The sequence below is a fragment of the Salinicola avicenniae genome (assembly GCF_023736115.1).
Taxonomy (GTDB): Bacteria; Pseudomonadota; Gammaproteobacteria; order Pseudomonadales; family Halomonadaceae; genus Salinicola; species Salinicola avicenniae.
This window is the reverse complement of record NZ_JAKQZC010000006.1, coordinates 358,056-384,155: the sequence shown is the minus strand read 5'-3', so window position 1 is coordinate 384,155 and position 26,100 is coordinate 358,056. Positions and strand designations below refer to the sequence as shown.

The 26,100-nt window shown below is 63.3% G+C and carries 24 protein-coding genes; 20 read left to right on the top strand and 4 right to left on the bottom strand.

Annotated elements, in window-relative coordinates; genetic code table 11:
• Positions 1-131: 131 nt before the first annotated feature.
• Positions 132-1,697 carry a D-arabinonate dehydratase gene (locus MC381_RS16380; protein WP_251978829.1) on the bottom strand — a complete coding sequence of 522 codons (1,566 nt, stop codon included), beginning with the start codon at positions 1,695-1,697 and terminating at the stop codon, positions 132-134.
• 222 nt (positions 1,698-1,919) lie between these two features.
• Between MC381_RS16380 and MC381_RS16375 the strand changes: the two genes are divergently transcribed.
• Entirely contained in the window at positions 1,920-2,837 is a 918-nt protein-coding gene (locus MC381_RS16375; protein ID WP_251978828.1) for a LysR family transcriptional regulator, read from the top strand.
• A gap of 140 nt (positions 2,838-2,977) precedes the next feature.
• Complete coding sequence (locus tag MC381_RS16370) at positions 2,978-3,346, top strand: hypothetical protein (protein ID WP_251978827.1); 369 nt, start codon at positions 2,978-2,980, stop codon at positions 3,344-3,346.
• A 98-nt stretch (positions 3,347-3,444) separates the two neighbouring features.
• Here MC381_RS16370 and nudE read toward each other — a convergent pair whose 3' ends face one another.
• Entirely contained in the window at positions 3,445-4,038 is a 594-nt protein-coding gene (gene nudE, locus MC381_RS16365; protein WP_251978826.1) for an ADP compounds hydrolase NudE, read from the bottom strand.
• A gap of 161 nt (positions 4,039-4,199) precedes the next feature.
• Between nudE and MC381_RS16360 the strand changes: the two genes are divergently transcribed.
• The 8 genes from MC381_RS16360 (at position 4,200) to rsd (ending at position 13,866) form a co-directional block, all read left to right on the top strand.
• Positions 4,200-4,856, top strand: coding sequence for an HAD-IA family hydrolase (locus MC381_RS16360; RefSeq protein WP_251978825.1), 657 nt, complete (start codon positions 4,200-4,202; stop codon positions 4,854-4,856).
• A 46-nt stretch (positions 4,857-4,902) separates the two neighbouring features.
• The gene (gene hslR, locus MC381_RS16355; RefSeq protein WP_251978824.1) at positions 4,903-5,295 is read left to right on the top strand and encodes an Hsp15 family ribosome-associated heat shock protein; all 393 of its coding nucleotides are present in this window, start codon (positions 4,903-4,905) and stop codon (positions 5,293-5,295) included.
• A 57-nt stretch (positions 5,296-5,352) separates the two neighbouring features.
• Complete coding sequence (gene hslO / locus MC381_RS16350; RefSeq protein WP_251978823.1) at positions 5,353-6,225, top strand: Hsp33 family molecular chaperone HslO; 873 nt, start codon at positions 5,353-5,355, stop codon at positions 6,223-6,225.
• 485 nt (positions 6,226-6,710) lie between these two features.
• Positions 6,711-8,294, top strand: a complete 1,584-nt coding sequence (locus MC381_RS16345) for a phosphoenolpyruvate carboxykinase (protein WP_251978822.1) — start codon at positions 6,711-6,713, stop codon at positions 8,292-8,294.
• Between the two features lie 236 nt (positions 8,295-8,530).
• Entirely contained in the window at positions 8,531-10,912 is a 2,382-nt protein-coding gene (locus tag MC381_RS16340) for a Tex family protein (protein WP_251978821.1), read from the top strand.
• A gap of 182 nt (positions 10,913-11,094) precedes the next feature.
• Positions 11,095-12,666: a glutamate--cysteine ligase gene (gshA, locus tag MC381_RS16335; protein WP_251978924.1), complete on the top strand. Its 1,572-nt coding sequence runs from the start codon at positions 11,095-11,097 to the stop codon at positions 12,664-12,666.
• 88 nt (positions 12,667-12,754) lie between these two features.
• The gene (locus MC381_RS16330; RefSeq protein WP_251978820.1) at positions 12,755-13,309 is read left to right on the top strand and encodes a disulfide bond formation protein B; all 555 of its coding nucleotides are present in this window, start codon (positions 12,755-12,757) and stop codon (positions 13,307-13,309) included.
• 38 nt (positions 13,310-13,347) lie between these two features.
• Entirely contained in the window at positions 13,348-13,866 is a 519-nt protein-coding gene (gene rsd, locus MC381_RS16325; protein ID WP_251978819.1) for a sigma D regulator, read from the top strand.
• Positions 13,867-14,074: 208 nt separating this feature from the next.
• Here the strand turns inward: rsd and MC381_RS16320 are convergent, their stop codons facing one another.
• Entirely contained in the window at positions 14,075-14,734 is a 660-nt protein-coding gene (locus MC381_RS16320; RefSeq protein WP_251978818.1) for a histidinol-phosphatase, read from the bottom strand.
• A gap of 185 nt (positions 14,735-14,919) precedes the next feature.
• Here MC381_RS16320 and MC381_RS16315 point away from each other — a divergent pair, with 185 nt between their 5' ends.
• A complete protein-coding gene (locus MC381_RS16315) occupies positions 14,920-15,414 on the top strand; it encodes an RNA pyrophosphohydrolase (protein ID WP_251978923.1) in 495 nt (164 codons plus the stop codon).
• Between the two features lie 200 nt (positions 15,415-15,614).
• Positions 15,615-17,876 (top strand): phosphoenolpyruvate--protein phosphotransferase, encoded by a 2,262-nt coding sequence (gene ptsP / locus MC381_RS16310; protein ID WP_251978817.1) that lies wholly within the window; start codon positions 15,615-15,617, stop codon positions 17,874-17,876.
• Here the strand turns inward: ptsP and MC381_RS16305 are convergent.
• Complete coding sequence (locus tag MC381_RS16305; RefSeq protein ID WP_264297453.1) at positions 17,867-18,673, bottom strand: NRDE family protein; 807 nt, start codon at positions 18,671-18,673, stop codon at positions 17,867-17,869. The genes ptsP and MC381_RS16305 overlap by 10 nt on opposite strands.
• Before the next feature lie 103 nt (positions 18,674-18,776).
• On the opposite strand from MC381_RS16305, the gene MC381_RS16300 reads away from it, so the two are divergent.
• The 8 genes from MC381_RS16300 to MC381_RS16265 all read left to right on the top strand — a co-directional run bounded on the left by MC381_RS16300 (position 18,777) and on the right by MC381_RS16265 (position 26,015).
• Positions 18,777-18,938 (top strand): hypothetical protein, encoded by a 162-nt coding sequence (locus tag MC381_RS16300; RefSeq protein ID WP_251978815.1) that lies wholly within the window; start codon positions 18,777-18,779, stop codon positions 18,936-18,938.
• On the top strand, positions 18,932-19,723 hold the full coding sequence (locus MC381_RS16295) for a sulfite exporter TauE/SafE family protein (protein WP_251978814.1): 792 nt from the start codon (positions 18,932-18,934) through the stop codon (positions 19,721-19,723). Before MC381_RS16300 ends, MC381_RS16295 begins: the two co-directional genes overlap by 7 nt.
• 37 nt (positions 19,724-19,760) lie before the next feature.
• Positions 19,761-20,570: a prolipoprotein diacylglyceryl transferase gene (lgt, locus tag MC381_RS16290; RefSeq protein ID WP_251978813.1), complete on the top strand. Its 810-nt coding sequence runs from the start codon at positions 19,761-19,763 to the stop codon at positions 20,568-20,570.
• A 56-nt stretch (positions 20,571-20,626) separates the two neighbouring features.
• Complete coding sequence (locus tag MC381_RS16285; protein WP_251978812.1) at positions 20,627-21,421, top strand: thymidylate synthase; 795 nt, start codon at positions 20,627-20,629, stop codon at positions 21,419-21,421.
• Positions 21,418-21,963 carry a dihydrofolate reductase gene (locus tag MC381_RS16280; protein WP_251978811.1) on the top strand — a complete coding sequence of 182 codons (546 nt, stop codon included), beginning with the start codon at positions 21,418-21,420 and terminating at the stop codon, positions 21,961-21,963. Before MC381_RS16285 ends, MC381_RS16280 begins: the two co-directional genes overlap by 4 nt.
• A gap of 72 nt (positions 21,964-22,035) precedes the next feature.
• Complete coding sequence (locus MC381_RS16275; protein ID WP_251978810.1) at positions 22,036-22,953, top strand: ProQ/FINO family protein; 918 nt, start codon at positions 22,036-22,038, stop codon at positions 22,951-22,953.
• A 407-nt stretch (positions 22,954-23,360) separates the two neighbouring features.
• On the top strand, positions 23,361-24,467 hold the full coding sequence (locus tag MC381_RS16270; protein ID WP_251978809.1) for a porin: 1,107 nt from the start codon (positions 23,361-23,363) through the stop codon (positions 24,465-24,467).
• 435 nt (positions 24,468-24,902) lie between these two features.
• On the top strand, positions 24,903-26,015 hold the full coding sequence (locus MC381_RS16265; RefSeq protein WP_251978808.1) for an extracellular solute-binding protein: 1,113 nt from the start codon (positions 24,903-24,905) through the stop codon (positions 26,013-26,015).
• The last annotated feature ends 85 nt before the right edge of the window (positions 26,016-26,100 follow it).

Here is a 26,100-nt window from a genome sequence, read left to right as displayed (position 1 = left end):
GTGGCCACTTTCGAAAGGTTCGGTGGTTAACAGGGCATGTCTGCCTGAGATCAGCCAACGAGCGCCCGCGAGTATCGCCGGCGCGTGCCGGATATCGGTCAGCGTGCCGCGAAGGTCAAGCCACGACGGCGTCAGGTAATGACGCCAATCTGCCAGGGCACGAATTCCTGCTGGCCGTAGCCATGGCGCTCGCTCTGGCTGCGCTCGCCGGAGGCGAGACTCAGAAAGCGCTGGAAGATCTGTTCGCCCAAGGTCTCGAGATCGATCTCGCCATCGATCATTGCACCGCAGTTGATGTCAATATCGTCGCCCTGGTGGCGCCAAAGCGCGCTGTTGGTGGCGAGTTTCATCGAGGGTACCGGTGCGCAGCCGAAGGCGCTGCCTCGCCCGGTGGTGAAGGCGATCAGATTGCAGCCACTGGCGACCTGGCCGGTGACCGAGACTGGGTCGAAGCCGGGCGAGTCCATAAAGGCGAGGCCCCGTTCGCGCATCGGCTCGGCGTACTCGAGGACCTCGACCAGCGGCGTCGTGCCGGCCTTGGCCACAGCACCCAGCGATTTTTCCAGAATCGTCGTCAGCCCGCCGGCCTTGTTGCCAGCCGAGGGGTTATTGTCGAGCGAGGCGCCGCGCACGCGACAAAAGGCTTCCCACCAGTGAATACGCGCGATCAGCTTGTGGGCGACAGCCGGAGAGGTTGCGCGCCGGGTCAGCAGATGTTCGGCACCGTAGATTTCGGGTGTCTCGGCCAGTACGGCGCTACCGCCTTGTGCGACAAGGCGGTCGACCGCCGCTCCGAGGGCGGGGTTGGCCGTGATGCCGGAATAGCCATCCGAGCCGCCACACTGGAGCGCGACGCGCAGGTGTTCGGCGGCGCAGGAGACACGTTCGACGTCGTTGGCTTCCTTGAGCAGCGTCTCGATATGATGAATGCCCTCGGCAATGGCGCGGGTCGTGCCGCCGGCCTTCTGGATCGTGAAGGGGTGTAGCCGGGGCCCGGGGCTCAGTCCCTGGGATTCGATCAGCGCCTCGATCTGGTTGGTCTCGCAGCCCAGTCCAATCACCAGGACGGCGGCGAAGTTGACGTGACGGGCGTACCCCGCCAGCGTCCGCTGCAGCATGGCCAGCGGCTCGCCATCGGCGGCCACGGCACAGCCCACCCCGTGCGTGAGGGCGACGACGCCGTCGACGTTGGGATAGGGCGCCAACGCTTCGGGATGCACGTCTCGGCGAAAGTGGTCGGCAATTGCATGAGCGACGGTGGCCGAGCAGTTGACTGAAGTCAGAATGCCGATGTAGTTGCGCGTCGCGACACGACCATCCTCACGTGGGATGCCGAGAAAAGTCGCCGCTGTTTCGGCGCGTGCCACAGGGTGGATCTCGCTACCGATGGCGTAATCCGGAGTATGGCTATCTCCCTCGAGGTCGCCGATCGACAGGTTATGAACGTGAACGTGCTCGCCGGGGGCGATCGTCTGCGTGGCGCGGCCGATGACCTGGCCGTAGCGGCGTATCTTGTCACCGGCCTTCAACGAGTGAACGGCGATCTTGTGGGCCGCCGGCACCGCCGCCGTCAGCACGATCCCGGGTAGGGCTTCGGTGCCAGCGGGTAGCGGTGTCCGTGCGATCACTACGTCGTCGCTCGCGTGCAGGCGGATCACCGCCGCTGGTGCATCGCTCGCGTGTTCGATCAGTGCCATGGCAATCTTCCTCTCAGCGGGGGCCGTACCGAGACGACATCGTCTGAACGCTCTTGGCCCATGCGGCCTTGGTCTACGCGACCTTTGTCTAAAACTCTTTTTTGATCAAAAGCTTATTGTTGCGATAAGCCAACGGTATCGACGTTTTCGTCAGTACGGCACTGAGAGTTCTTGATCCACTGATAACTATCTTGCATTCACCGAAGGTCGCAATGGGAGGCCATGTTGATGACGCCAACGCTGGAGACCTTGATGTCGCGGCTGCGTCTGCGCCAATTGCGTCTACTGCTGGCGCTGGATGAGTGCGGGTCGATCCACAAGGCCGCGGAACAGGTGGCGATCTCGCAGCCCGGCGCCACGCGGGCGCTCGGCGAGATCGAGTCGACGCTGGGCGCGGTTCTCTTTACGCGCAGCTCTCGTGGGCTGGAAGCCAACGAGCTGGGACGCTGCGTTCTGCGCTATGCCCGGCTGATCCAGAATGATGTCGCCCACCTGCGTGAGGAAATGCTGGGGATTCAGCAGGGCAGCGGTGGGCACCTGGCGGTGGGTGGCACGATGGGCGCGATGTCAGCAATCGTGGAGGCGGTGGCACGGGTACGTGAAAAGCAGCCGTCGCTGTCGCTACAGATCGTCGAGGATACCAGCGAAGGATTGCTCGCCCTGCTCGATCAGGGGCGTATCGATGTGGCGCTGTGCCGGCCGAACTTTGGTCGCCGGCCGTCGGATTATCACTCCTACGGACAGTACGCGGAGCCTTTATGGGTCGTGGCGAATCCGGCTCATCCGTTGGTCGGAAGGGCCGCGCCGACGTTCGGTGAGCTTGCTGCTCAAGTCTGGATCGTTTATCCGGTCAGCATGCCTCGGATGCTCGAGCAGGAGTTCGTGGCGGCCGGGCTACCCCGGCCGGTGCAATCGATCGAAATCTCCTCGACCTACGGCATTCTGGCCATGCTGATGCAGGATGCCACGGTGCTGGCCCTGTTGCCGGAGCGGATCGCGCGTGAAGAAGCTGAGCACGGCCGCATTGCGCGCGTCGACTACCAGCTGGGCACGCGTAATCCTCCCTTCGAGCTGCTGTGGCGGCAGGATCGCGAGCTGTCGGCTGCCGCCCGGCATTTCATCCAGTGCTACGGCGACTAGTTCGAAGTGCGCGAAATTTGCAAAGTACAGTTTTTATGTCTAGGTTTTGTATAGGCTGTTTAGGCAATCTTTCGTGGCCTAACGACATCAGGCAATTTGTCGAACAGGCCACGAGCCATAGGGAATTAAGGAGGATTCACATGAAGACGCTTAATGCCGCCATTGTTGCAGCACTGCTCGCACTCCCGGCCGCTGGCGCTTTCGCTCAGGAAGAAGCGCCTAGCGTTAGTCCGGAAACGGGCTCTGCCAATACCCAGACCGGCGGGGCGACGCCGACCGAAGCCGAAGGGGGAACGGCGGCCGATCAAGAGACCGGTTCACTGCCGAGCGAAAACAGCTTGCCGGACGACGGCAATACCCAGACTGGCTCCGCCAACACGCAGCCGGGCAGCATGAAGGCTGCCGGTGGCACGGCCCAGGACACTTCTGCGGCCCAGGGGCCGATCGAAGATGACTCCATGGAAGGCAATCATGGGGTGGACTCCGCACAGGATGTCGATCCGAACTGATACGCGTAACGCTAGCCGCAGGCTAGTGCTTCTGCGCCGGACAATCGCCCCGCCTTGCGGGGCGATTGTCGTTACGGCTGTCGGCAGGCCGAGGACGGTTACCACCAGCCCTGTTGATCTTGCTCGCCGCGCAGCTTCTCGCGCGCAATGAAGAGCGCAGCGATGGCTCGCGCCTCGTGGAAATCCTCGCGAGCGAGTAGGGCGGCGATGTTGTCGATAGGGTGAGTCTCCACGACCAGTGGTTCCGGTTCGTCGCCCGGCAGGCGTTTTTCGTAGAGGTCGCTGGCCAGCAGGACATGCATGCGGTGGTTCATGTAGTTGGGGGCCAGGGATAGCTCGACCAGCGGTTCGATACGGTGGGCGCCGTAGCCGCACTCCTCCATCAGTTCACGATTGGCGGCCGTCACGATATCCTCTCCCGGATCGACCAGCCCCTTGGGCAGGGTCAACGCATACTCGTCGAAGCCGGCGGCATACTCGCGAATCAGTAGCACGTGATCCGGATCCGGCATGGCGACCAGCATGACGGCGCCTTGTCCCTTACCCTTGAGACGCTCGAACTGGCGTTCGGCACCGTTGGAGAAGCGTAGGTCGAGTGATTCGATCGCGAACAGCTGGCTACGAGCCACCTCGCGGCGGTTCAGCACGCTGGGTTTGACGAGAGGAGAGGGAGGAAAGTCTGTCGGCGCCATGCGGCCTCCGTGCATCGATCGGGTTGCCCCGAGTACCATTTCGGGTTTCTCCCCGTACAATAATGGAGGGTGGGGAATCTGGAAATGCTGTCCGCCCGGCGGCAGTGCCACAGGTTGTCCGCCGGCCACTAATACGTACGCTCTCTACCGACGGGTGTCGAATGATCGATTGGAACTCCATCGACAGCGTTTTCCTGGATATGGATGGCACGCTGCTCGATCTGCACTTCGACAGCCATTTCTGGCTCGAGCACTTGCCGCGGCGCTATACCGAGCTACATCGTCTCGACGATAGTCACCGACGCGCGCTGGAAACCCGGATTCAAGAAACTCGCGGGACACTCGACTGGTACAGCCTGGCGTACTGGAGTCGCGAGCTATCACTGGACATCGTCGCCTTGAAGCGCGAGGTCGCCCACCTGATCGGCTGGCGCGCCGACGCCGAGGCCTTCATGACGTGGCTGCGGGCGGCGCCGGTCGAGGTGGTCCTGGCGACCAACGCTGACCGTGACAGTTTAGCGCTGAAGCTGCCGGTGACCGGCATCGACCGCTATGTCGATCACATTGTGTCGTCGGCGGATCTCGGTGCGCCCAAGGAAGCGCTGGCGTTCTGGGAGCGGCTGCAGGCACGCCATCCTTTCGATCCCGCGCGCAGCCTGTTCATCGATGACAATCCTGAAGTGCTGGCCTGCGCTCGACGCTACGGCATCCGACACGTGATGGGGATTCACCAGCCGGATAGCCGACGGCCCGGGCGTCCTTGTCCGACGTTCACGGCGTTGGAGCGTTTCGCTGCGCTGCTGCCGGCGACGGGTTGAAGCGCGGCGGCATCATCCCCATCTTCCGCGGTCGAGGTGAGAGTCCATGACGGAAACGGTTCGTATCGACAAATGGCTGTGGGCGGCACGATTTTTCAAGACGCGCCAGCTCGCCAAGAAGGCGATCGAGGGTGGCAAGGTCCGCTACAACGGCAGTCGCGTCAAGACCAGCAAGAACGTCGAGTTGGGGGCGCTGATCGAGGTGCCACAGGGGTGGGACAATGCGACCGTCGAGGTCGTTGCCATCTCCGGTCAGCGTCGTGGCGCGCCTGAGGCCAGAGCGCTCTACGCCGAGACCGCTGACAGTATTGCCCGGCGCGAGCGCGAGGCGCATCAGCGCAAACTGGCCAATCAGGCCATGCAGCCCCCCATCAAGCGTCCCGACAAGCGTCAGCGGCGCGACATTCAACGTTTTCAGCGTCAGCAGACCGACGACTGAACCGACCCACGCCCCGGCAGCGCGATCGTTGCGACCGGTGGCCGCGAGATCGAATCCATGAACGACGAAATCCAGCGTTTCCTGTTTGATGACACCAATGTGCGCGGCGAAATCGTGCAGCTCGAGACAGCCTATGCCGAGGTGCTCGAGCGACACGACTACCCCGAACCGGTTCGGCGGCAGCTCGGCGAGCTGCTTAGCGCGGTGGCGTTGCTGACCGAGACCGTCAAGCTCGATGGCACGGTGAGCCTGGAAGTCCGTGGGCGCCAGGGCGTCGAGGTGCTGATGGCAGAGTCCAACCCCGGTGGCCAGCTGCGGGCGATCGCGCGCTACGACGAAGACCAGCTGTTCGCCGACAATGCCAGCCTGCGCCAGCTGGTGGGGGATGGCCAGATCGTGATCACGCTCGATCCGGCGCAAGGCAACCGCTATCAGGGGATCGTTGCGCTGGAGCAGGACGATCTCGCCGGGTGCCTGGAGGCGTACTTCGCCCAGTCCGAACAGCTGGCCACGCGGCTGTGGCTGAGTGCCGACGGCCAGCGCAGCGCCGGCCTGCTGTTGCAGCAGCTGCCCGATGACGCCGCCAACAAGGATCCCGATGCCTGGGACCGCGTCGTGCACCTGGCGTCGACCATCCGTGCGGAAGAGCTGCTCTCGCTCGAGAGTCAGGATGTGCTTTATCGTCTCTTCCACGAAGAGACGGCACGTGTCTTCACGCCGAAAGCGCTGGCGTTTGGTTGCACCTGCTCGCGTGAACGCTTCGCCAACGCCTTGCACACGCTGGGCGCCGACGAGCTACGTCGCACGCTCGAGGAGCAGCAATCGGTGGATACCCAGTGCCATTTTTGCCATACCCGCTATCACTTCAACGCTGCGGATATTGAAGCGATTATCGATTCCCCGGAGGCACCTTCGCCGACGCTGCATTGAGGAAATTTCCGTAAATACCGCGTCTTTTTGGCGCATGCCGGCACGGTGTCTCTGGCCGTGCCGGCTAGGAGTTGAAGTCTTTCTGTTTTGAAAGTTTGGCGACGATGTTGCGTCAAATGGCATTCACATCGGCCCATGTGCAACGTGGTGATTTTCGGCAGTGGCAATGTCGAAAATCCGGTCATTTCTCAAATGTTCGTAATAATCCTTCGCCCCTGGCGCGGCCGCTTTCGTGGCGCGTCGGGTAGCGGCAGGCGTTTGATCGACCTCAAAAACTCATTCTCTTTTGCCTGCGATCATTGGCGCATTGACGTCAGTGCTGACGAGCGTTTGCGCGCCGGACGCTTTTTGCCATAATGGCCTACCTTTCCTGTCCCGCCTCCTTACAACGAGACGGCTGGTGCCGTTGTCACGGTGCCGTCGACAAGGCAGGACAACGCTGTGAAACGACACGAAACAGAGGCCATAGAGCCCAGGACTGGATAATGACCACCTCCCAAGCCACCCTCCAGGCTGCCGGCGATTCTCGCCCCGTGAAAGCGCACACCGATCTGACCGCTGCCGAGCTGGTCGAATATGCCCTCGCTCGGGGCGAAGGTGTGCTTTCCGCCAACGGCGCCCTGGTCGTGGAAACGGGGGAGCGCACCGGACGCTCGACACTCGACCGTTTTATCGTCGAGGAACCCTCCACCTCCGACCTCATCGACTGGGGGCAGGTCAATCGCCCCATCGACCCTGGTACCTTCGATGCGCTGTGGGAGCGCGTGGAGGATTATCTGGCGGGTGGCGAAACCTTTGTCTCCGAGCTGCATGTCGGCGCTGACCCCGAACACTATCTACCGATTCGGGTCATTACCGAGACTGCCTGGCACAACCTCTATGGCCGCAACCTGTTCGTGCGTCCCGACAACTACAACGCCAAGAGCAAGAGCGAGTGGACGGTGCTGAGCGCCCCCGGCTTTATCTGCGAGCCGTCGCGGGACGGTACGCGCTCCGAATCTACCGTGATGATCAACTTCGCTCGCCGCAAGGTCCTGCTGGCCGGGATGCGCTATGCCGGCGAGATGAAAAAGGCGATGTTCTCGGTGCAGAACTTTCTGCTGCCGGAAAAGGACGTCTTGCCGATGCACTGCAGCGCGAACGTCGGCGAGGATGGCGAGACCACCCTGTTCTTCGGGCTTTCTGGCACCGGCAAGACGACGCTGTCGGCGGATCCCGAACGTTACCTGATCGGTGACGACGAGCATGGCTGGGGCGAGGGCACGGTCTTCAATTTCGAAGGGGGCTGCTACGCCAAGACCATCGATCTCTCGCGCGAGAACGAGCCGATCATCTGGGACGCCATCCGCTTCGGTACCGTGCTCGAGAACGTGACGCTGGACGCCGAGCGGGTACCGGATTACGCCGATGACAGCCTGACCCAGAACGGCCGCGCCGGCTATCCGCTGGAGTTCGTCGAGAAACGGGTCGAGGAGAACCGCGCCGGCGAGCCGAGTGCGATCATCTTCCTGACCTGCGACATGAGCGGCGTGCTGCCTCCGGTATCGCTGCTGTCGAAGGAAGCCGCGGCCTACCATTTCCTGTCAGGCTATACCGCCAAGGTCGGTTCGACAGAAATGGGATCCACCAGCAGCCTCGAGGCGACATTCTCGACCTGCTTCGGGGCGCCGTTCTTCCCGCGTCCGGCGCACGAGTATGCCGAACTGCTGATCAAGCGTATCGAGGCGTTCGAATCTCGCGTCTATCTGGTCAACACCGGCTGGACCGGGGGCTCTTTCGGCCAGGGCGGCAGCCGTTTCAGCATTCCCACCACGCGCGCCATTATACGGGCGATTCAGGAAGGCGAGTTGAAACAGGTCGAGACGCGCCACATCGACGGCCTCAACTTGGATGTGCCGGTCGCGGTCGAGGGTGTCGAATCGCATCTTCTCGACCCGCGTGAGGCGTGGCAGGACAGTGACGGCTTCCGCGAACAGATGAATGCGCTGATCGCCAAGTTCAACGACAACTTCACCAAGTTCGACGGCGTCGATGAGGCGGTTATCGCGGCCGGCCCGCGCGCTGAGTAATCGATACGGGCTGCCTGCCACCAGGTAGCCCGAGGCGGGCGGCGGTCTTTGTCAGACAGCTCGCTGTCGCCAGGACGCTGTGGCAACGGGGATGGCTCAGGCCATCCCCGTCGCGTTTCTCGGCGGTGATGACCGCCGCAGGTGCCATTGGCGCCAGGCGAGTTCGTGCGGTGGTCGTGAGCGCTGCGTGGCTCTGTGCTAACGTGGCGCGATCCTTTCTGCACGTGATGGTTTTCATGTCCAAGACTCAAACCGCAATCATCGCCCGCATCGCCGAGGAACTCGGGGTGCGCTCGGCCCAGGTCCAGGCAGCCGTCGAGCTGCTGGATGGCGGCGCCACCGTGCCGTTCGTCGCGCGCTATCGCAAGGAGGTCACCGGCGGCCTCGACGATAGCCAGCTGCGCACGCTGGAAGAGCGACTGCGTTACCTGCGCGACATGGAGGATCGCCGCGAGGCGATTCTGCAGGCGATCGCCGAGCAGGGACAGCTGAGTGATGCCTTGCGCGCCGACCTGCTGGCGGCGACCACCAAGCAACGCCTCGAAGATCTCTATCTACCCTATCGCAAGAAACGGCGCACCAAGGCGCAAATGGCGCGCGAGGCCGGTCTGGAACCCTTGGCCGACCGGCTGCTCGGCAATCCCGATCTCGAGCCGGAGTCGACCGCGACGGCTTTCACCGATGCCGCGACCGGCGAGGCGAACGGCATCGAGGACGCCAAGGCCGCACTCGATGGCGCCAAGCAGGTGCTGATGGAGCGCTTCAGCGAAGAAGCGGAACTCGTCGGCCGACTGCGTGAGCGCCTCTGGAGCGAAGGGGGGCTGCGCGCGCGGCTGGTCGCCGGCAAGGCGCAGGAGGGGGCCAAGTTCTCGGACTACTTCGAACACGACGAGGCGCTGGCCAAGACGCCCTCGCATCGGACGCTGGCCATGTTTCGCGGGCGCAACGAAGGCGTGCTGTCGCTGTCTCTGGTCATGGATGGCGAAGACGAGGCGCCGCTGCATCCAGCCGAAGTGGCGATCGCCCGGCACGTGGGCATCGAGCTTTCGGCCGAGCAGGCTGCATCGCGTTGGCTGCGAGAAGTGGTGCGCTGGACCTGGCGGGTCAAGCTCTACACGCACCTGGAAACCGAGCTGATGGGCCGTCTGCGCGAGTCGGCGGAGCAGGAGGCGATCGACGTCTTCGCCGCCAACCTCAAGGATCTGCTGCTGGCGGCGCCGGCCGGCGCCCGGGCAACGCTGGGGCTCGATCCCGGCCAGCGTACCGGCTGCAAGGTCGCGGTGGTGGATGCCACCGGGCGTCTGCTTGAGCATGCCGTCATTTACCCGCATGCACCGCAGAAACAGTGGGATGCCGCGCTGGCGACGTTGACGCAGCTGGTCGAGCGTCATGACGTTGCGCTGATGGCGATCGGTAACGGGACGGCCAGTCGCGAGACCGACAAGCTGGCGGGTGAGGTCGTCAAGCGTCTGGCGCCCCGTCCGCTTTCCAAAATCATGGTCAGTGAGGCGGGCGCCTCGGTCTACTCGGCTTCGGAACTGGCGGCGAAGGAGTTTCCGGAACTCGACGTCTCGATTCGCGGCGCGGTTTCTATCGCTCGGCGGCTGCAGGACCCGCTGGCGGAGCTGGTCAAGATCGATCCGAAATCGATCGGGGTTGGCCAGTATCAGCACGATGTTTCCCAGCTGCGGCTATCTCGCTCGCTCGAAACGGTGGTCGAGGACTGCGTCAACGCGGTCGGCGTCGATCTCAACACGGCATCCAGTGCGCTGCTTTCCCGCGTCTCCGGGTTGAGTGCCATGCTGGCCGAGAATATCGTCGCCCGCCGCGACCGCGAGGGACCTTTCCGGAGCCGTCGTGACCTGCTGGACGTGGATCGGCTAGGGCCGAAGACGTTTGAGCAGTGCGCCGGTTTTCTGCGCATCATGGATGGCAGCAACCCGCTCGATGCCAGCGCCGTGCACCCGGAGGCCTATCCGCTGGTGTCACGCATCGCCGAGAGGAATGGTCGCGACCTGCGCGGGCTGATCGGCGACAGCCGCTACCTGAAATCGCTCAAGCCCGCCGACTATGTGGACGATACCTTCGGCGTGCCGACGGTCATCGATATCATCAGCGAACTGGACAAGCCGGGGCGTGACCCGCGCCCCGAGTTCAAGGCCGCCGAGTTTCGCGAGGGGGTCGAGAAGATCGCCGACCTGGAACCGGGCATGCGTCTGGAGGGGGTGGTCACCAACGTGACCCACTTCGGGGCGTTCGTTGATGTCGGCGTGCATCAGGATGGGCTGGTGCACATCTCGGCACTGGCCGATCGTTTCGTCGAGGATCCGCGCCAGGTGGTCAAGGCGGGTGATATCGTACAGGTCAAGGTGATGGAGGTTGACGTACCACGTCAGCGCATCGGCCTTTCCATGCGCTTGCACGATACGCCCGGAGAGAAGGCCGAGCGGCGCAACGGCGGCGAGCGGCGTTCCCAATCCGAGGGCAAGGGCGGCCAGCCGGGTAGCAAGAGCGGCCAGCGCGGCGGAAAGGGGAGCCCGCGTGGTCGCGATTCGTCGCCTCAGCAGCCGATGGGCGCGCTCGGCGAAGCGCTGCTCAAGGCGCGTCGCGGCTCCTGAGCGAGGTCGTTAGCCTTGAAAGCGCCAGGGCCGGCTCCATAATGAAGTTTTGCTCGTGTGGCGAAGCGGGCGGGCCGATGCCCGCCGACGTCGACGAACGGACAACCGGGGGCGTGTCGCGCCTCCCTAGAGATAAGGTGTTGAGCGTGTCTGATCAACTCGCCACGAATGTCGGCCGGCTGATGATGCCGGCGCGCAAGGGATTGCTGGGTCGTCTTCGGCGAGGCATCGAAAAGGAAGGGTTGCGAGTGGACGCCGACGGCGCGATCGTGGCCACGCCGCATCCTCACGCCCTCGGCTCCAAGCTGACACATCCGCATATCACGACCGATTACTCGGAAGCGCTGCTCGAGTACATCACGCCGGTCTACTGTCGGCCGGCGGATGCGCTCTCGTTTCTCGGTGACCTGGTGCGTTTCACCTATCGCAAGCTCGATCACGAGTGGCTGTGGCCGGCGAGTATGCCGGCCCGGCTGGCGGGCAACGAGAGCATTCCGATTGCCGACTACGGAACGTCCAATGTCGGCACCATGAAGCATGTCTACCGCAAGGGGCTGGACGTCCGCTACGGTCGGATCATGCAGTCGATTGCCGGCATTCACTACAATGTCTCGCTGCCGGAGGATATTTGGCCGCTGCTGCAGTCGCTGGAAGGGCGCGAGGATGAGTCGGCCAAAGGGTATCGGTCGGCGCGCTATTTCGATCTGATCCGCAACTTCCGTCGCAACAGCTGGCTGCTGCTCTATCTTTTCGGTGCCTCGCCGGCGCTGGATCGCAGCTTTCTGGGCGATGCGGCCGCCGACGGTCGCTGCGACAAGCTCGAGCCGCGAGGCAAGGAGACGCTCTACGCGCCTTATGCGACGAGCCTGCGCATGTCCGATCTCGGTTATCAGAATCAGGTGCAGTCGCAGCTCAAGATCTGTTTCAACTCGCTCTCCAATTACGTCGGCACGCTGCGCCACGCGATCTCCACCGAGTGGCCGGACTATCGGCGCATCGGCGTCGAGGTCGACGGCGACTGGCGTCAGCTCAGCGCCAACATTCTGCAGATCGAGAACGAGTACTACAGCGACATCCGGCCCAAGCGGGTCGCCCGCCACGACGAGACGCCGACCCAGGCGCTCGAGGCGCGCGGCGTCGAATATATCGAGGTGCGCTGTCTCGATCTTGATCCCTTCCTGCCGCTGGGTATCGACGAACCGCAGATGCGCTTCATCGATACCTTTCTGCTCTGGTGTCTGCTGTCGGAGAGCCCGTGGATTCCCGACGACGAGTGCGACCGCCTCGACGACAATCGTCGCCTGGTGGTGGAGCGTGGACGTGATCCCGACCTCGAGCTGCAGGTCGGCGACCGTCGCGTGCCCCTGCGCGCGCGCGGTCACGAGATCGTCGACGGTCTGCGTCAGGTGGCCACGCTGCTGGACGAGATCGAAGGCGACAGCCTGCATCTCGCGGCGGTCGACTCGCTGGCGCGGCGTCTCGATGACCCGGAGCTGACGCCCTCGGCCCGCATGTTGCGGGCGCTCGAGTCGCATGGCGGCGAGTGGGCGGACTTCGTGACCGAGCTGGCGCAGGCCCAGGGCGAGCATTGGCGCGAGACGCCGATGGACGAGGCGCGGGCCTCGCTATTCGCGGATCTGGTCGAGACATCGCACCAGCAGCAGCACGATATCGAGGCCGACGATCAGGTCTCCTTCGCGCAGTTCATCACCGACTATTTCGCGCGGGCCAGGGAACCTCGGCCGGCCGCGTGAGTCTTTGATCCGAACGCGAGTGGCGCCGTGCCACGTCGCCGTCACATCTCGCCGGTCCCAGGGGGACCGGCATGCACGGGAAGGGATTATGCAAATCAAGCAGCGGCTGGCGTTGGCTAGCATGCGCGAATGGTGTCTGGTCGGGCTGGCGATGTGCTGTCTGATGATGGCGGTAGCGCTCTATCTGCAGTACGGCGTCGGGCTCGAGCCCTGTCCGCTGTGTATCTTCCAGCGGGTCGCGGTGATCGCCGCCGGCGTGGTGTTTCTGATTGGCGCCTTGCATGGCCCGGGTCGCCGCGGCGGTCGTGTCTACGCACTGCTGGCCTTGCTGGCCGTGCTTGGCGGTATCGGTGTGGCAGGTCGTCACGTTTGGTTGCAATCCCTACCTCCGGATAGTGTGCCGAGCTGCGGTCCTGGCTTAGACTACATGATGGATATACTGCCGCTATGGGACGTGCTCTCCCGTGTGCTATCCGGCTCAGGCGAGTGTGCCGAGGTCCATGGCGCTCTCTGGGGAGTGACCCTGCCGCAGTGGACGCTGCTGGGATTCGTGGTGCTGGGGCTCGTGCCGCTGATGATGCTGTTGCTGCGCGGGCGCGGAGGCCGGCCGACGGCGAGTGACGCGGCGGGGCACGCAGCCTGAATCCTGCTAGGCAGGTGACGGACGAGGGGAGGTGGATCATGCTGGAAGATTGCAAGAGCGCGCGCGAGCGTTGGGGCGGGGTTCATGCGCTGGTCGACCGCTGGCTCGATCAACGCTATGACATGTTGGTGACGCTGATGGATCTGCGCGAATTCTGTGACGCGGACCTCTCGGCGGTCTCCAAGCCGCGCATCGATACCTTCAGCGAAGCCCTGATGGATTACATCAGTGCCGGCCACTTCGAAATCTATCCACAGCTGCGGGAGGAGGCCTCGGCGTTCGGCGACACGGCAGCGCTGGCCGTGGCCGACCAGCTGCTGGCTCGGGTCGAGGCGTCCACGCAGTTGGTGCTGGATTTCGACAACGACTATGCGACCCCGGCGCGCTGCCGCTGCTATACCGAGCGCCTACCGGCATGGCTCGACCGCCTGAGTGCGGCGATGACCGAGCGCTTCGCGCTGGAGGACGATCTTATTGGCCGCCTGCATGCCGCGCATGCACCGGTCGCTGCCGCAGCCCGGCAAGGCGCTACCGAGCGGTCACTGCCAGCCGAGTGAAGCGTGAGGCGTCGCGTCAGACCACTGAAACCCCGAGCTGGCGCCCGGGGTTTCTGCGTTTCAGTGCGAGCAAGCCCTAAGCGTCGCTTTTCCTAAAGGCTTACGCCACGATCGGCGTCGCGGTTTTGGCTGCGGCGGGACCTGTCTGCCTCGCCTCGAGACGCGTGACTCGGCGGCATCGTCCGGGCGGTTCACTGCCTGCGGCGGCTCAATTTCGCAGCGACATGACCCGCCACTCGCGGTCGTCGGCCAGGGCGCGCAATTCGTCATCGGGGTCGACGGCGACGGGGTTGCCGACCTGCTCGAGCAGGAAGCGGTCGTTGATCGAGTCGCTGTAAAACCAGGCGTCCTCCAGCGTCAGGCTGGGTTGCGACTCGAGCCACGCGTTCAGGCGGGTTACCTTGCCTTCCCGGTAGCTGGGGGTGCCGCTGACGCGCCCCGTATAGCGCCCATTCTCCCGTTCGGGTTCGATGGCGATGAGGTCGTCGACGCCGAGGCGTTCGGCGATCGGTCCGGTGATGAAGCGATTCGTCGCGGTCACGATCAGCAGGTAGTCGCCGCGCTGGCGATGCCACGCCAGGAGCTCTTCTCCCTGGGGCAGGATATGCGGTTCGATCTTGCTGGCCATGAACTGCTGATGCCACGCGCGGAGCTGCTCTTCGCTGTATTCGGTCAGCGGCTTCAGGGCCACGGCCAGATACGCCATGATATCGAGGCGGCCCGCCTGGTAGTCGCGCAGATAGCGGTCGTTTTCGCGACGATAGGCCTCGGCATCGACGGCACCCTGTTCAATCAGGAATTCGCCCCAGGCATGGTCGCTGTCGCAGCTCAGTAAAGTATTGTCGAGATCGAAAATGGCCAGACTCAAGGTTGGCTCCTGTTGTGTGGGTCGGGGCACGCGTCAAACGCTGCGCAGTATCGCAGACTCCCGCCGGCTTGCCCACGCCGGCACGGGGCGCTGACGAATTGTCGCCGTTGCTCAGCGGCGTGTTGATGCCCTTTCTCGCTTTGTGGAAGAATGAAGCCAACGACGATTGAGTTAAGGTGAACCCCGTGATAGACGCCGATGGCTTTCGGCCGAACGTTGGCATCATTATTGCCAACTGTGACGGCCAACTGCTCTGGGCGCGTCGGGCAGGCCAGGAAGCGTGGCAATTTCCGCAGGGAGGTATCAAGGCTTACGAGACACCGCAGCAGGCACTCTTCCGGGAGCTCGAGGAAGAGATCGGACTGACGTCCAAAGATGTCGATGTGGTGGCCTGTACGCGAGGATGGTTACGCTACCGCCTTCCCCGGCGCATGGTGAGGACGCACTCCAAGCCGATCTGCATCGGTCAGAAGCAGAAGTGGTTTCTGCTGAAGATTCGCTGCCATGACAGCCAGGTTTGCGTCGACAGCACCCCCAAGCCGGAATTCGACGGCTGGCGATGGGTCAGCTACTGGTACCCGTTGGGCCAGGTGGTCTCCTTCAAGCGCGAGGTGTACCGTCGGGCCCTGCGGGAGCTGGCACCGGACTTCCACCGCCTGTCGCTGGAAGAGATGACCTGAGCGACGGCGAGATGCCGTCGCCTGCGCCGGAGGCGGCAGCGCTGATCGCGCTGGCGTCGCCGCTGTCTCTGCGCAAGACGTTTGTGCAGGCACATAGTCGGTGTTCCTGGAGACATAGCCGGCGTTCCCGGGGACAGAGACATAGCCGGCGTCCCCGGATGCCATGACGAGGACCGCCTCGCCCACAAGAAAAAGGCCTCATGCTCGATACCCTCCGCCGTATCGTCCAGGAAGTGAATGGTGCGCGTAGCCTGGACGCGGCTCTTGCCACCATGGTTCGTCGCATTCGCAAGGCGATGCGCACCGACGTCTGTTCCATTTACCTGTTCGACCGCGAGCGAGAGCGCCTGGTACTGATGGACACCATCGGTCTGCGCACGCAGGCCGTCGGCGTCGTCGCTATGAAGCTCGGCGAGGGTCTGGTCGGTCTGGTCGGTCAGCGGGAAGAACCGCTCAACCTGGAAGATGCGCCGGCACACCCCTATTTCCGCTATTTCGCCGAAACCGGCGAGGAGCGTTTTTCCAGCTTTCTCGGCGTGCCGATCATTCACCAGCGTCGCATGCTCGGCGTACTGGTCGTGCAGCAGCAGGAGAAACGCCGCTTCGACGAAGGTGACGAAGCTTTTCTGGTGACCATGGCCGCCCAGTTGGCGGGCGTACTGGCGCATGCCCTGGTCTCCGGGACGCTCAATCGACGGGCGCAGCCGGATGGCCAGGCGATGTTTTCCGGCGTGGCAGCATCGCCGGGGATGGCGACCGGAGAGATTGTCGTGGTCGCGCCGCCGGCCGACCTGGACAGCGTCCCGGACCTGATCCCCACCGATCCCGACGCCGAGGTAGCACACCTTCATGCCGCCATCGCGCATGTGCGCGACGAGATTCGCGAGGCGGGGGCGCGGCTGGCCAGCCGCATCTCCGCTCAGGAACTGGCGCTGTTCGATGTCTACCAGCAGATGCTGGGTGACGCGGCACTGGGTAACGAGGTCGAGAAACGAATCCGCGAGGGGCAGTGGGCGCCCGGTGCGCTTGCCGACGTGGTTCGCCGGCATACCCAGTATCTGGAGCGCGTCGACGATGGTTACCTGCGCGAGCGCGCGGCGGATATTCGCGATCTGGGGCGTCGGGTCCTTGCACACCTGCAGGAGGGCAGCGAGCGTACGCCGGCCTCCTTCCCCGAGAACACTATTCTGGTTGGCGACGAGATCAGCGCGGCCATGCTGGGCGAATTGCCCAAGGGGCGGTTAGCGGCGCTGGTGTCAGTGCGGGGGTCGAGCAACTCCCATGTCGCGATACTGGCGCGTGCGATGGGGATTCCTACCGTGCTGGGGATGGTCGATCTGCCGCTGCCGCGCATCAATGGCGCCAAGGCGATTCTCGACGGGCACCGCGGGCGGCTGTTCGTGCGCCCGGAACCCCAGCTCGCGAGGCGCTACGCGAAGTTGATCAAGGAGGAGCGAGCGCTAACCGAAGTGCTCGAGCACGAGCAGCACCTGCCTAGCGAGACGCCGGACGGTCATGCCATGCCGCTGCTGGTCAATACCGGCCTGGCGGTGGATGCGGTCGCACAGCTGAAGTCTCGGGTCAGTGGCGTCGGCCTCTACCGCACCGAGGTGCCGTTCATGATGAACGAGCGCTTTCCCAGCGAGCAGGAGCAGACGCGTCTCTACGAAGAGCAGCTTTCCAGTTTCGCGCCGTTGCCCGTGGTCATGCGCACGCTGGATATCGGGGGTGACAAGGATCTGCCCTATTTTCCGATCAACGAGGCCAATCCGTTTCTGGGCTGGCGTGGTATTCGCGTCACCCTCGATCATCCCGAAGTGCTGATGGTGCAGCTGCGGGCGATGCTGTTGGCCTCACGCGGGCTCGACAATCTGCGCATTCTCCTGCCGATGATTACCAGCGTGGATGAGGTGGACACGGCGCTGCGGTTGCTGGCGCGCGCGCGCCAGGAGTTGGCCGAGGATGGCATTGAAGTCGCCTCGCCCAAGGTCGGGGTCATGATCGAGGTGCCGGCGACGCTCTATCAGTTGGCGGCACTGGCCGAGCGCGTCGATTTCTTCTCCGTCGGCAGCAACGATCTGACGCAATATCTGCTGGCGGTGGATCGCAACAATGCGCGCGTCTCCGGCCTCTATGATGCCTGCCACCCGGCAGTGCTCAACGCGTTGGCCCACCTGGCCACGGAAAGTGGTCGCTTGAACGTGCCGGCTTCCGTCTGCGGCGAGCTGGCGGGGGACCCTGCCGGGGCGCTGCTGCTGATGGGCATGGGCTTCCAGGCCCTGTCGATGAATGGTCCGAGCTTGCCGCGCGTGCGCGCCGCCATACGCCGGGTGCCGCTCGAGGATGCGCGGGCGCTGGTCGACGAAACCTTGGCATTACCCACCACGGCCGCGGTGCGCGCACACCTCCGCCAGCGCCTCTCGGACTGGCAGATTGCCCACCTGCTACCGCCTCAGGACTGATCGCGCCCGCTGACTGCGCGGCCCGTCGGCAATAGCGCCGCCGTGCTCAGTTGGCGGCATTCCTCTGTCGGTTGCCCGCCCGGGCCGAACGACTGTTCTTCCAGTGTCACCCCATTGTCTCGTGCCGTGGCCAGCGTGGTGGCGCGGGTACCGTAGTGTTCGCCGACGATGAATATGGATGAGAGGCGCTGCTCATGAACCTTGCCGATACCGGCGTCAGGCAGGTCGGCATCGGGTGCCGGCCGGGTATCTTTGAGGCCCTGCCGCATCCGGGCTCGCCAGTCGCGCGTGGCGAGTGCTTCAATCAATGTCTGACGAGCGGTCGTCAGCTTGGGCCAGGGCGTATCGAGCGTGGCATTGGAGAGGCCATAGGTGCCCGGAGGCAGGTTGTTGAGCCGGGTACCATCGCGGCCGTGATGAACGTGCCATAGCCGCTCGCCCGTAAAGAACAGCAGGTTGAAGCCGGCGTAGTGACGGGCTTCGTGGCCGACCAGCCGCTGCAGCCAGGCCTCGGGCGCCGGCTGCGTCAACGCGGTCGACACCAGCATGCCGCGAGAGGGCGCGCTACGCGGCGCTACCTCGCGGTCATCGCGGACATTGGTCAGGGCTGCCAAATGGCCGTCGCGGTTGGCGGCCAGCCAGGTGCCGCCGGCCTGCAGGTCGCGCCCGCCGATCAGCTTGGCCGTGGGCCAGACGTGTAGCGGGGCGGTCGGGCGGCGATGGTATTCGTCGCGGTTGGCGGCGAGCCTCAGCCACGGTGTCGGTTGCATTCGCCAGTCAAAGACAATCAGGCACATGCGCATTTCCACTGTGGGCAGGGGAGTGCAGCCTGGCCGGTCGGAGGTTCACCCGGTGCGCTGGCTCCCCCTGGAGAGGGCGGCGTCATGACATCCATCCGTCATGACAGGTCAACACCGGCAGCGTAACATGAGCGCGCTAGCGACTTCGCCGGTAGCCGTCATCGTCAAGGAACCGTTCATGTCCCCTATTGCCACGCCGTTGCCCGTCCGGGCGCTGTTGCGCCTGATGCTTATCCTGTCGCCGGAGGTGGCCGCATGCTGAGCGCGATCCTCATCTATTTCGTGGTCGGCGCGCTGGCGGGCGTGATGGCGGGTGTCTTCGGCATCGGCGGCGGCATCGTGATCGTGCCGGCGCTCGTCTTCACCTTTATGGCGCAGGGCTTCGCCCCCGATGGTGTCGCGCACCTGGCCGTGGGGACATCCCTGGCAACGATCGTCGTGACCGGCGCCTCCTCTGCGTGGGGGCACTGGCAGCGTGGCAGCGTACGCCAGGATTGGTTGCGACTGATGCTGCCCGGGCTGCTGGTGGGGGGTATTCTCGGCGTGCTGCTGGCTTCGTCCATTCCCGGCGATGCCCTGACACGGCTGTTCGGGGGGTTCGCCATTCTCATGGCGTTGAAGATGCTGCTGGCGCCACCGCCCAACCCGCAGGGGCGAGTACCGCAGCGCTGGCCGATGACCGCCGCCGGCGGTGTCATCGGTGGTGTCTCGACGCTCTTCGGTGTCGGCGGCGGTGTGATGTCCGTGCCGTGGCTTTCCCGCTTCACCAGCCGCATGACCGAGGCGGTCGGTACCTCCTCGGCCATTGGCCTGCCGATCGCGCTGATCGGCACCATCACTAATATCGTCGTTGGCTGGGGCGAGCCGGGTTTGCCGAGCGGCGCTACCGGCTTTGTGATGTGGCCGGCCTTTCTCGGGCTGATCGTGACCAGCGTGCCGATGGCGCGCGTTGGTGTGAAGATTGCCCATGCGTTGCCTGCCAGGACGCTGCGACGTATCTTTGCCCTCCTGCTGATCGTCGTGGGGATCAAGCTGATCATCGGCTGATTCGACGATCCTGACCGTTTGCCGCCAAGGAGGGAGCATGCTGGCCTACCCCGATATCGACCCCGTTGCCGTGGCGCTGGGGCCGCTCAAGGTCCACTGGTACGGGCTGATGTACGTGATCGGTTTCGTCTCCGCCTGGTGGTTGGGAAGACGCCGAGCCGATCGTCTCGGGCTCAAGCCCGACGACATCGGCGATATGCTGTTCTACGGCGCGCTCGGGGTCGTGCTTGGCGGACGCATCGGTTATGCGCTGTTTTACGGGCTCGACCGCTTTCTCGACAATCCGCTGTGGATCTTCCAGGTCTGGGACGGCGGCATGAGCTTCCATGGAGGGCTGCTTGGCGTGCTGCTGGCGGCGTTGCTATTTGCCCGCAAGCACGGCCTGGCCTTCTTCCAGTTGACCGACTTCATTGCGCCACTGGTGCCGATCGGGCTGGGCGCCGGGCGTATCGGCAATTTCATCAATCATGAGCTACCGGGGCGAGTGACCGATGTGCCTTGGGCGCTGGTTTTCCCTGGTATGGGGGGGCAGGGGCGCCATCCGTCTTCGCTCTACCAGTTCTTTCTCGAAGGTGTGGTCCTGTTCACGCTACTGTGGCTCATCTCCCTGACGCCGCGGCGTCGCGGCTGCGTCTCGGGTCTTTTTCTGATCTTCTATGGCCTGTTTCGTTTCCTGTCGGAGTTTTTCCGCCAGCCCGACCCGCAGCTCGGTTTTATCGCCTTCGGTTGGCTGACGATGGGGCAATTGCTGTCACTGCCGATGATTCTTGCCGGCGCGGGGCTGATTCTCTGGTCGCGCCGCAACGCGGTGGACGATGCGCGCGCCATGCCGGGTGACACGGCCTGATCGGGACGCGACAATAGCGTCCTTCCGAAGAGAGTTTTGCCCAAAGGAGCGTGCCCATGCGGCCCTATCTCGACTTGATGCAGCGCGTGCTGGACAGCGGCGTCGAAAAAGCCGATCGCACGGGTGTCGGTACGCTCAGCGTGTTCGGCCACCAGATGCGTTTCGATCTCGCCGAGGGTTTCCCGCTGGTGACCACCAAGAAGCTGCACCTGCGCTCGATCATCCACGAGCTGCTGTGGTTTCTGCGTGGCGATACCAATATCGGCTATCTACGTGACAACAATGTCACCATCTGGGATGAATGGGCCGACGAGAACGGCGACCTCGGCCCGGTCTATGGTTATCAATGGCGCAGCTGGCCGACGCCCGGCGGTGGCCACGTCGACCAGATTGCCAAGGTGGTCGAGCAGATTCGGCGCAACCCGGACTCTCGCCGGCATATCGTCTCGGCGTGGAATCCGGCGCTGGTCGACGAAATGGCATTGCCGCCCTGTCACGCCCTGTTCCAGTTCTACGTTGCCGAGGGGCGCCTTTCCTGCCAGCTCTATCAGCGCAGTGCGGATATCTTCCTGGGGGTGCCGTTCAATATTGCGAGCTACGCGCTGCTGACCCACATGATCGCGCAGGTCTGCGGTCTCGAGCCCGGTGACTTCGTGCACACGCTGGGGGATGCGCATCTCTATCTGAATCATCTCGAACAAGCGCAGCTGCAGCTGTCGCGCGAGCCGCTGCCGCTACCGACATTGAAACTGAACCCGGCGATCGACGATCTCTTCGCATTCCGCTTCGACGATATCGCCATCGAGGGCTATGAATTCCACCCGACCATCAAGGCGCCGATCGCGGTATGAGTGATGCACCCAGTAAACCGCCCCTCGACGCTCGGGTGGCCATGATCGCCGCCATGTCGGCCAATCGCGTCATCGGCGTCGGCAATCGTCTGCCCTGGTATCTGCCGGAGGATCTCAAGTACTTCAAGGCAACGACGCAGGGCAAGCCGCTGGTCATGGGGCGCAAGACCTTCGCCTCGATCGGTCGGCCGCTGCCGGGCAGGCTCAATATCGTGATCACCCGCGACGCCGAATTTCAGCACGAGGGCGTGCGCGTTTGTCACTCGCTCGACGAGGCACTCGTCCTAGCCGATAGTCAGGCGTTGATCGATGGGGGCGACGAGATCATGGTGATGGGGGGCGGAGAGATCTATCACCTGGCACTGCCGATCGCGGAACGGCTTTATCTGACCGAGGTGGCGGTCGAGATCGAGGGCGACGCCTTCTTCCCCGAGATCGACCGCCATCAGTGGAGGGAGGTTGCGCGAACCCGCGGAACGCCAGCGGTGGGGCAGCCGGACTATGCTTTCGTCCAGTATCGCCGCGAGCCAGCTTCTGGCTGAGTCATTCCAGTATCGTAAGTGTTGCCGGCGGGAGCGTCGGTGGCGAGTCATAACCTCGAGAGGAGACGTGCCGTGTTGACGGATCGAACACAGGCGCTTCTAGCCGCCATCGAGCACCAGATCGAGGCGGGTCAGGCAGCGCTGGCCGCGGAGCGTGATCGGGTCAGGGCACTGGAAGCTGAAAACCGTGCCCTGAAAGAGCGGCTGCTGGCGTTGGCCGAACTGGATCCGATGGTCGTCAACCGTCCGGATCACAACGAGGATCCGGACGGCGGCTCGCGGACGCGTGGCCTCGGTAATCTCGCGTTCCGCCGGCCGCGGGCGAAAGAGGGCAGCGAGGCGCTGCGTCACGGCTTGTCGCCGCTGCAGCGTCTGACCTCGCCCGCGGACGATTCGCCGTCGGCGGCTTCCGAGACCACAGAACCGCTCTCAGCCACCGAGGTATCGCACTCCGATTCCCAGGCATCACGCGGAGAATCCTCGACCGCCGACCCCGAGGCGACGGCAACCGGTTCGGAAGCGTCGTTGGATTTGCCCCCGGCACCTGCGGATGATGCGCTGGCGGCGGGCCAGAGTTCTTTGGCCTTCGGTGCCGAACATGAGGCGCCTTCACCCCACGCGCTGCTTGCCCAGTGGTACAAGCGCTATCCCCAGACCTTCTTCAAAGGACATACACGGCCGTTGAAAACCGGTATCCACCTCGATCTCTGCGAGCGAGAACCGTGGCCGGAGAAGTTGGTGCGGCGCGCACTGGCCTGCTACGTGCATCTGCCGCGTTACTTGAAGTCGGTTCGCGAGGCATCGACGCGTGTCGATCTCGACGGCGGCGACAGTGATGTCGTGACGGCCGAAGAAGCCAAACATGCGAAACGCCAGTTGGAAGCGCTGCAGAAGAAACAAAAGGCGCGAGAAATTCAACAGCGCTCGGAGAAGCTGGATCGCAAGATCGGTGCCCTGCTGGCGAAGCATGGTCAGCCTTCCAGGGATTGACCGATCGGTCGAGGGTTTTGGTGCTATGACTTTTGTCTAGTGGATCGATTTTTGATTGTCGATCGGCGGGGAAAATCTTTTTCTTTTTGATGCCGAAAGGCGTTTTGTCACCGGAATGACATCAGCCATGGCTAGCGTGATGGCGCTTGATTTGCCTGCCCAAGGCCAATATTGGCGCCATCTAGACTAGCAGCGAGGCTCGAGCGTCCGGAACGAAAACAGTGTTTTTTTCTTGTTGCGTTCCTTGTGGCTCCAGTATATGGTTTTCGGGCGAGCATTGGACAATAACAAGGCTTCAGAGTTCCACAGCCGTCATTGGTTCGCATGACAGTGCTGGTTGAAGGTGCCGAAGCCGACTGCATCTGCAGACACGATCGAACAGTAAGCTAGTTAAGGAACCTATCGCGATGAAAAAGACGCTCTTAGCGACTGCTATTGCTGGTGCGGCACTGGGCGCCACCGCAGCCCAGGCAGCGACTGTCTACAACCAAGACGGCACGCAGCTCGATATCTACGGCAACATCCAGATGGCCTACTACAGCACCAAAGATGGTGACGGCGATTCCCAGGATGAGCTGACCGATAACGGCTCCACCATCGGCTTTTCCGGCCAGCACATCATCAACCCGGGCCTGACCGGCTACTTCAAGGCCGAGTTCGAACACGACGCCGATGAAGAGAAAATCAACGGCGGCATCAACTCCGGCGACCAGGCTTACCTGGGTCTGAAAGGCAACTTCGGTGACTTCCGTCTCGGTTCCTGGGATCCGATTATCGATGATTGGGTCCAGGATCCGATCTCCAACAACGAATCCTTCGACGTTTCCGACACGACCACTGCGCTGACTGGCGGCACGCCGGTTAACGATGACCGCGAAGGCGACAAACTGCAGTACATGTCTCCGGTGCTGGGCGGCCTGCAGTTCGTCGTGGGCAGCCAGTTCAAGGGTGATGCCCAGAACGAAGTCGGTGATGTGGATGACGGCGGCTACACCGTTGATCGTGACAACAACGCCTCTTTCTTCGGTGGTCTGAAGTACGCTGTCGGCGCCTTCTCTGTCGCTGCTGTCTATGACAACCTGGGCACGTACGAAGGTGAAATCGACGACGCTGGTACTTCTGGCCAGACGCCGGGTGAAGAGTTTGATCCGGGCGACGCTTACGGCGTGAACGCGCAGTACACCATCGGCACGCTGCGTATGTCGGCCAAGGCCGAGCGTCTTGATGCCGACGCCAGCAACGCTGACGTTGACTTCTACGCGCTGGGCGCGCGCTGGGGCTACGGTTACGGCGATCTGTACGGCTCCTACCAGTACGTCGACGCTGAAGGCGATTCCGACTTCGTCAGCGCTTATGGCGACACCGCGGGTGACGACCAGTCCTTCAACGAAGTTGTTGCCGGTGTCACCTACAACATCTCTCCGGCCATGTACACTTTCGTCGAAGGTGTCCTGCGTGACCGTGATGAAGATCAAGGCGACGGCGTCTCCTTCGGTGCCGTCTACAGCTTCTAAGCTGATCGGTATTTCCGGCAGCTTCGCTGCCTGAAGGCCAACGAAACCGGCTCCCTAGGGAGCCGGTTTTTCTTTGCGTGTCATTTCTTGCGCGCCTCCCTGTCATCGTTTCCGCTGCCTTTTCCCACGGCGTGGGCGCGACGGTCGTGATGACTTTTCGCTGTTGCCTACTTTTCCGTTCGGCGATTTCGTCATGCTTCGATCTCCGTATGGCTTGATGGCTATCCCCTTGGTTGATCTATCTACCGTGAAAGGAGCGTCAGGATCTGGCGGGGTTTCAGGTGCCTTTTATCGCGCTTGCTGGTAGGCTGGATATCGCACGGGCGTTCAATAATCATTGGGCGTCACGTCATTGCAACAGGTCTGTCGTACAAGAATGCTCTTGCCATCGCGCGCTTGCGGGGTGGTCAATTGACGAACAACAGGAGACCTTCGATGACCCTTTCCCGTCGTCGTTTCTTGCAGGGCGCTGCGGCTGCCGGCGCTGCGGCCTCGGTGCCGTTCTATATCAATCGGGCGCTGGCACAGGAACAGACACTGCGCATCTACGCCTGGGCCGGCTATTTCAGCGACGAGATGCTGTCGGATTTCACCGCCAAGACCGGCATCAACGCGACTTTCACGCCCTATGGCACCAACGACGAGCTGATGAATTCGTTGCGTGCGACCGACGGCTCCGGTTTCGACGTGATCATGCCGACGGTCGATCGTGTGCCCGGCTACGTCGACTACCAACTGATCCAGCCGCTGGACGTCTCTCGTATCCGCTGGGAAGGCTGTCTGGATTCCGCCATGAGTGGCTCCGAATCCGGTGGCGTGATCGACGATCAACGTTACTTTGCGCCCTCCGACTGGGGCACGGAAGCGATTGCTTACCACACGCGCTATACCGATATCGATCGACAGAACCTGAGTTACGGCGATCTGTGGAAGCCGGAGATCGGCGCGGGCGTGACCGTGCGTGCCCACTCGGCTCTGATCGGCATTGGCTTGTGGCTCGAAGGCCAGGGCAAGCTGCCACGGCCGCTGCTGGACTCCTTCCGCACCGAGGAGGCGATGCGCGCCAACTTCGATGTCATTCTCGAGGAAGCGCTCAAGCACAAGGACATGGTGATCCAGTTCTGGTCGACCGAGAACGAAGCCCAAGGAGCGTTCCGTACCAACGGCGCGCTGATCGGCCAGACCTGGGACAGCACGGCCTTCCGCTTGCAGAGCGAGGGTGAGCCCATCGCCTACGGGGCGCCGAAAGAGGGTGCGCTGGCATGGATGGAGGGCTTCGTGATTCCGCGCAACGCGCAGAATGTCGATGCCGTCTACGAATTGATCAACTGGTACTACACGCCGGAAGCCGGAGCGATGTTCGTGGAATCCACCGGCTACAATTCGACGGCCGTGGGCGCGACGGAGCTGCTACCGGAAGCGACCCGCCGCTTCTTCACCGAGTCTTACTCGCAGCACGATCTCGACAATCTCTGGTGGTGGCCGGTGCAGGAACCTTGGTATGTCGCCCTGCGCAACGAATATCAGGACCGCTACCTGTCGGCCTGAGGTCGTCCTTTCATCAGGCGCCCGTCGGTCGTGTCGGCCGGCGGTGTCGCTGTCTTCTCCCGCTTCACAACACCAGAGATCCTGT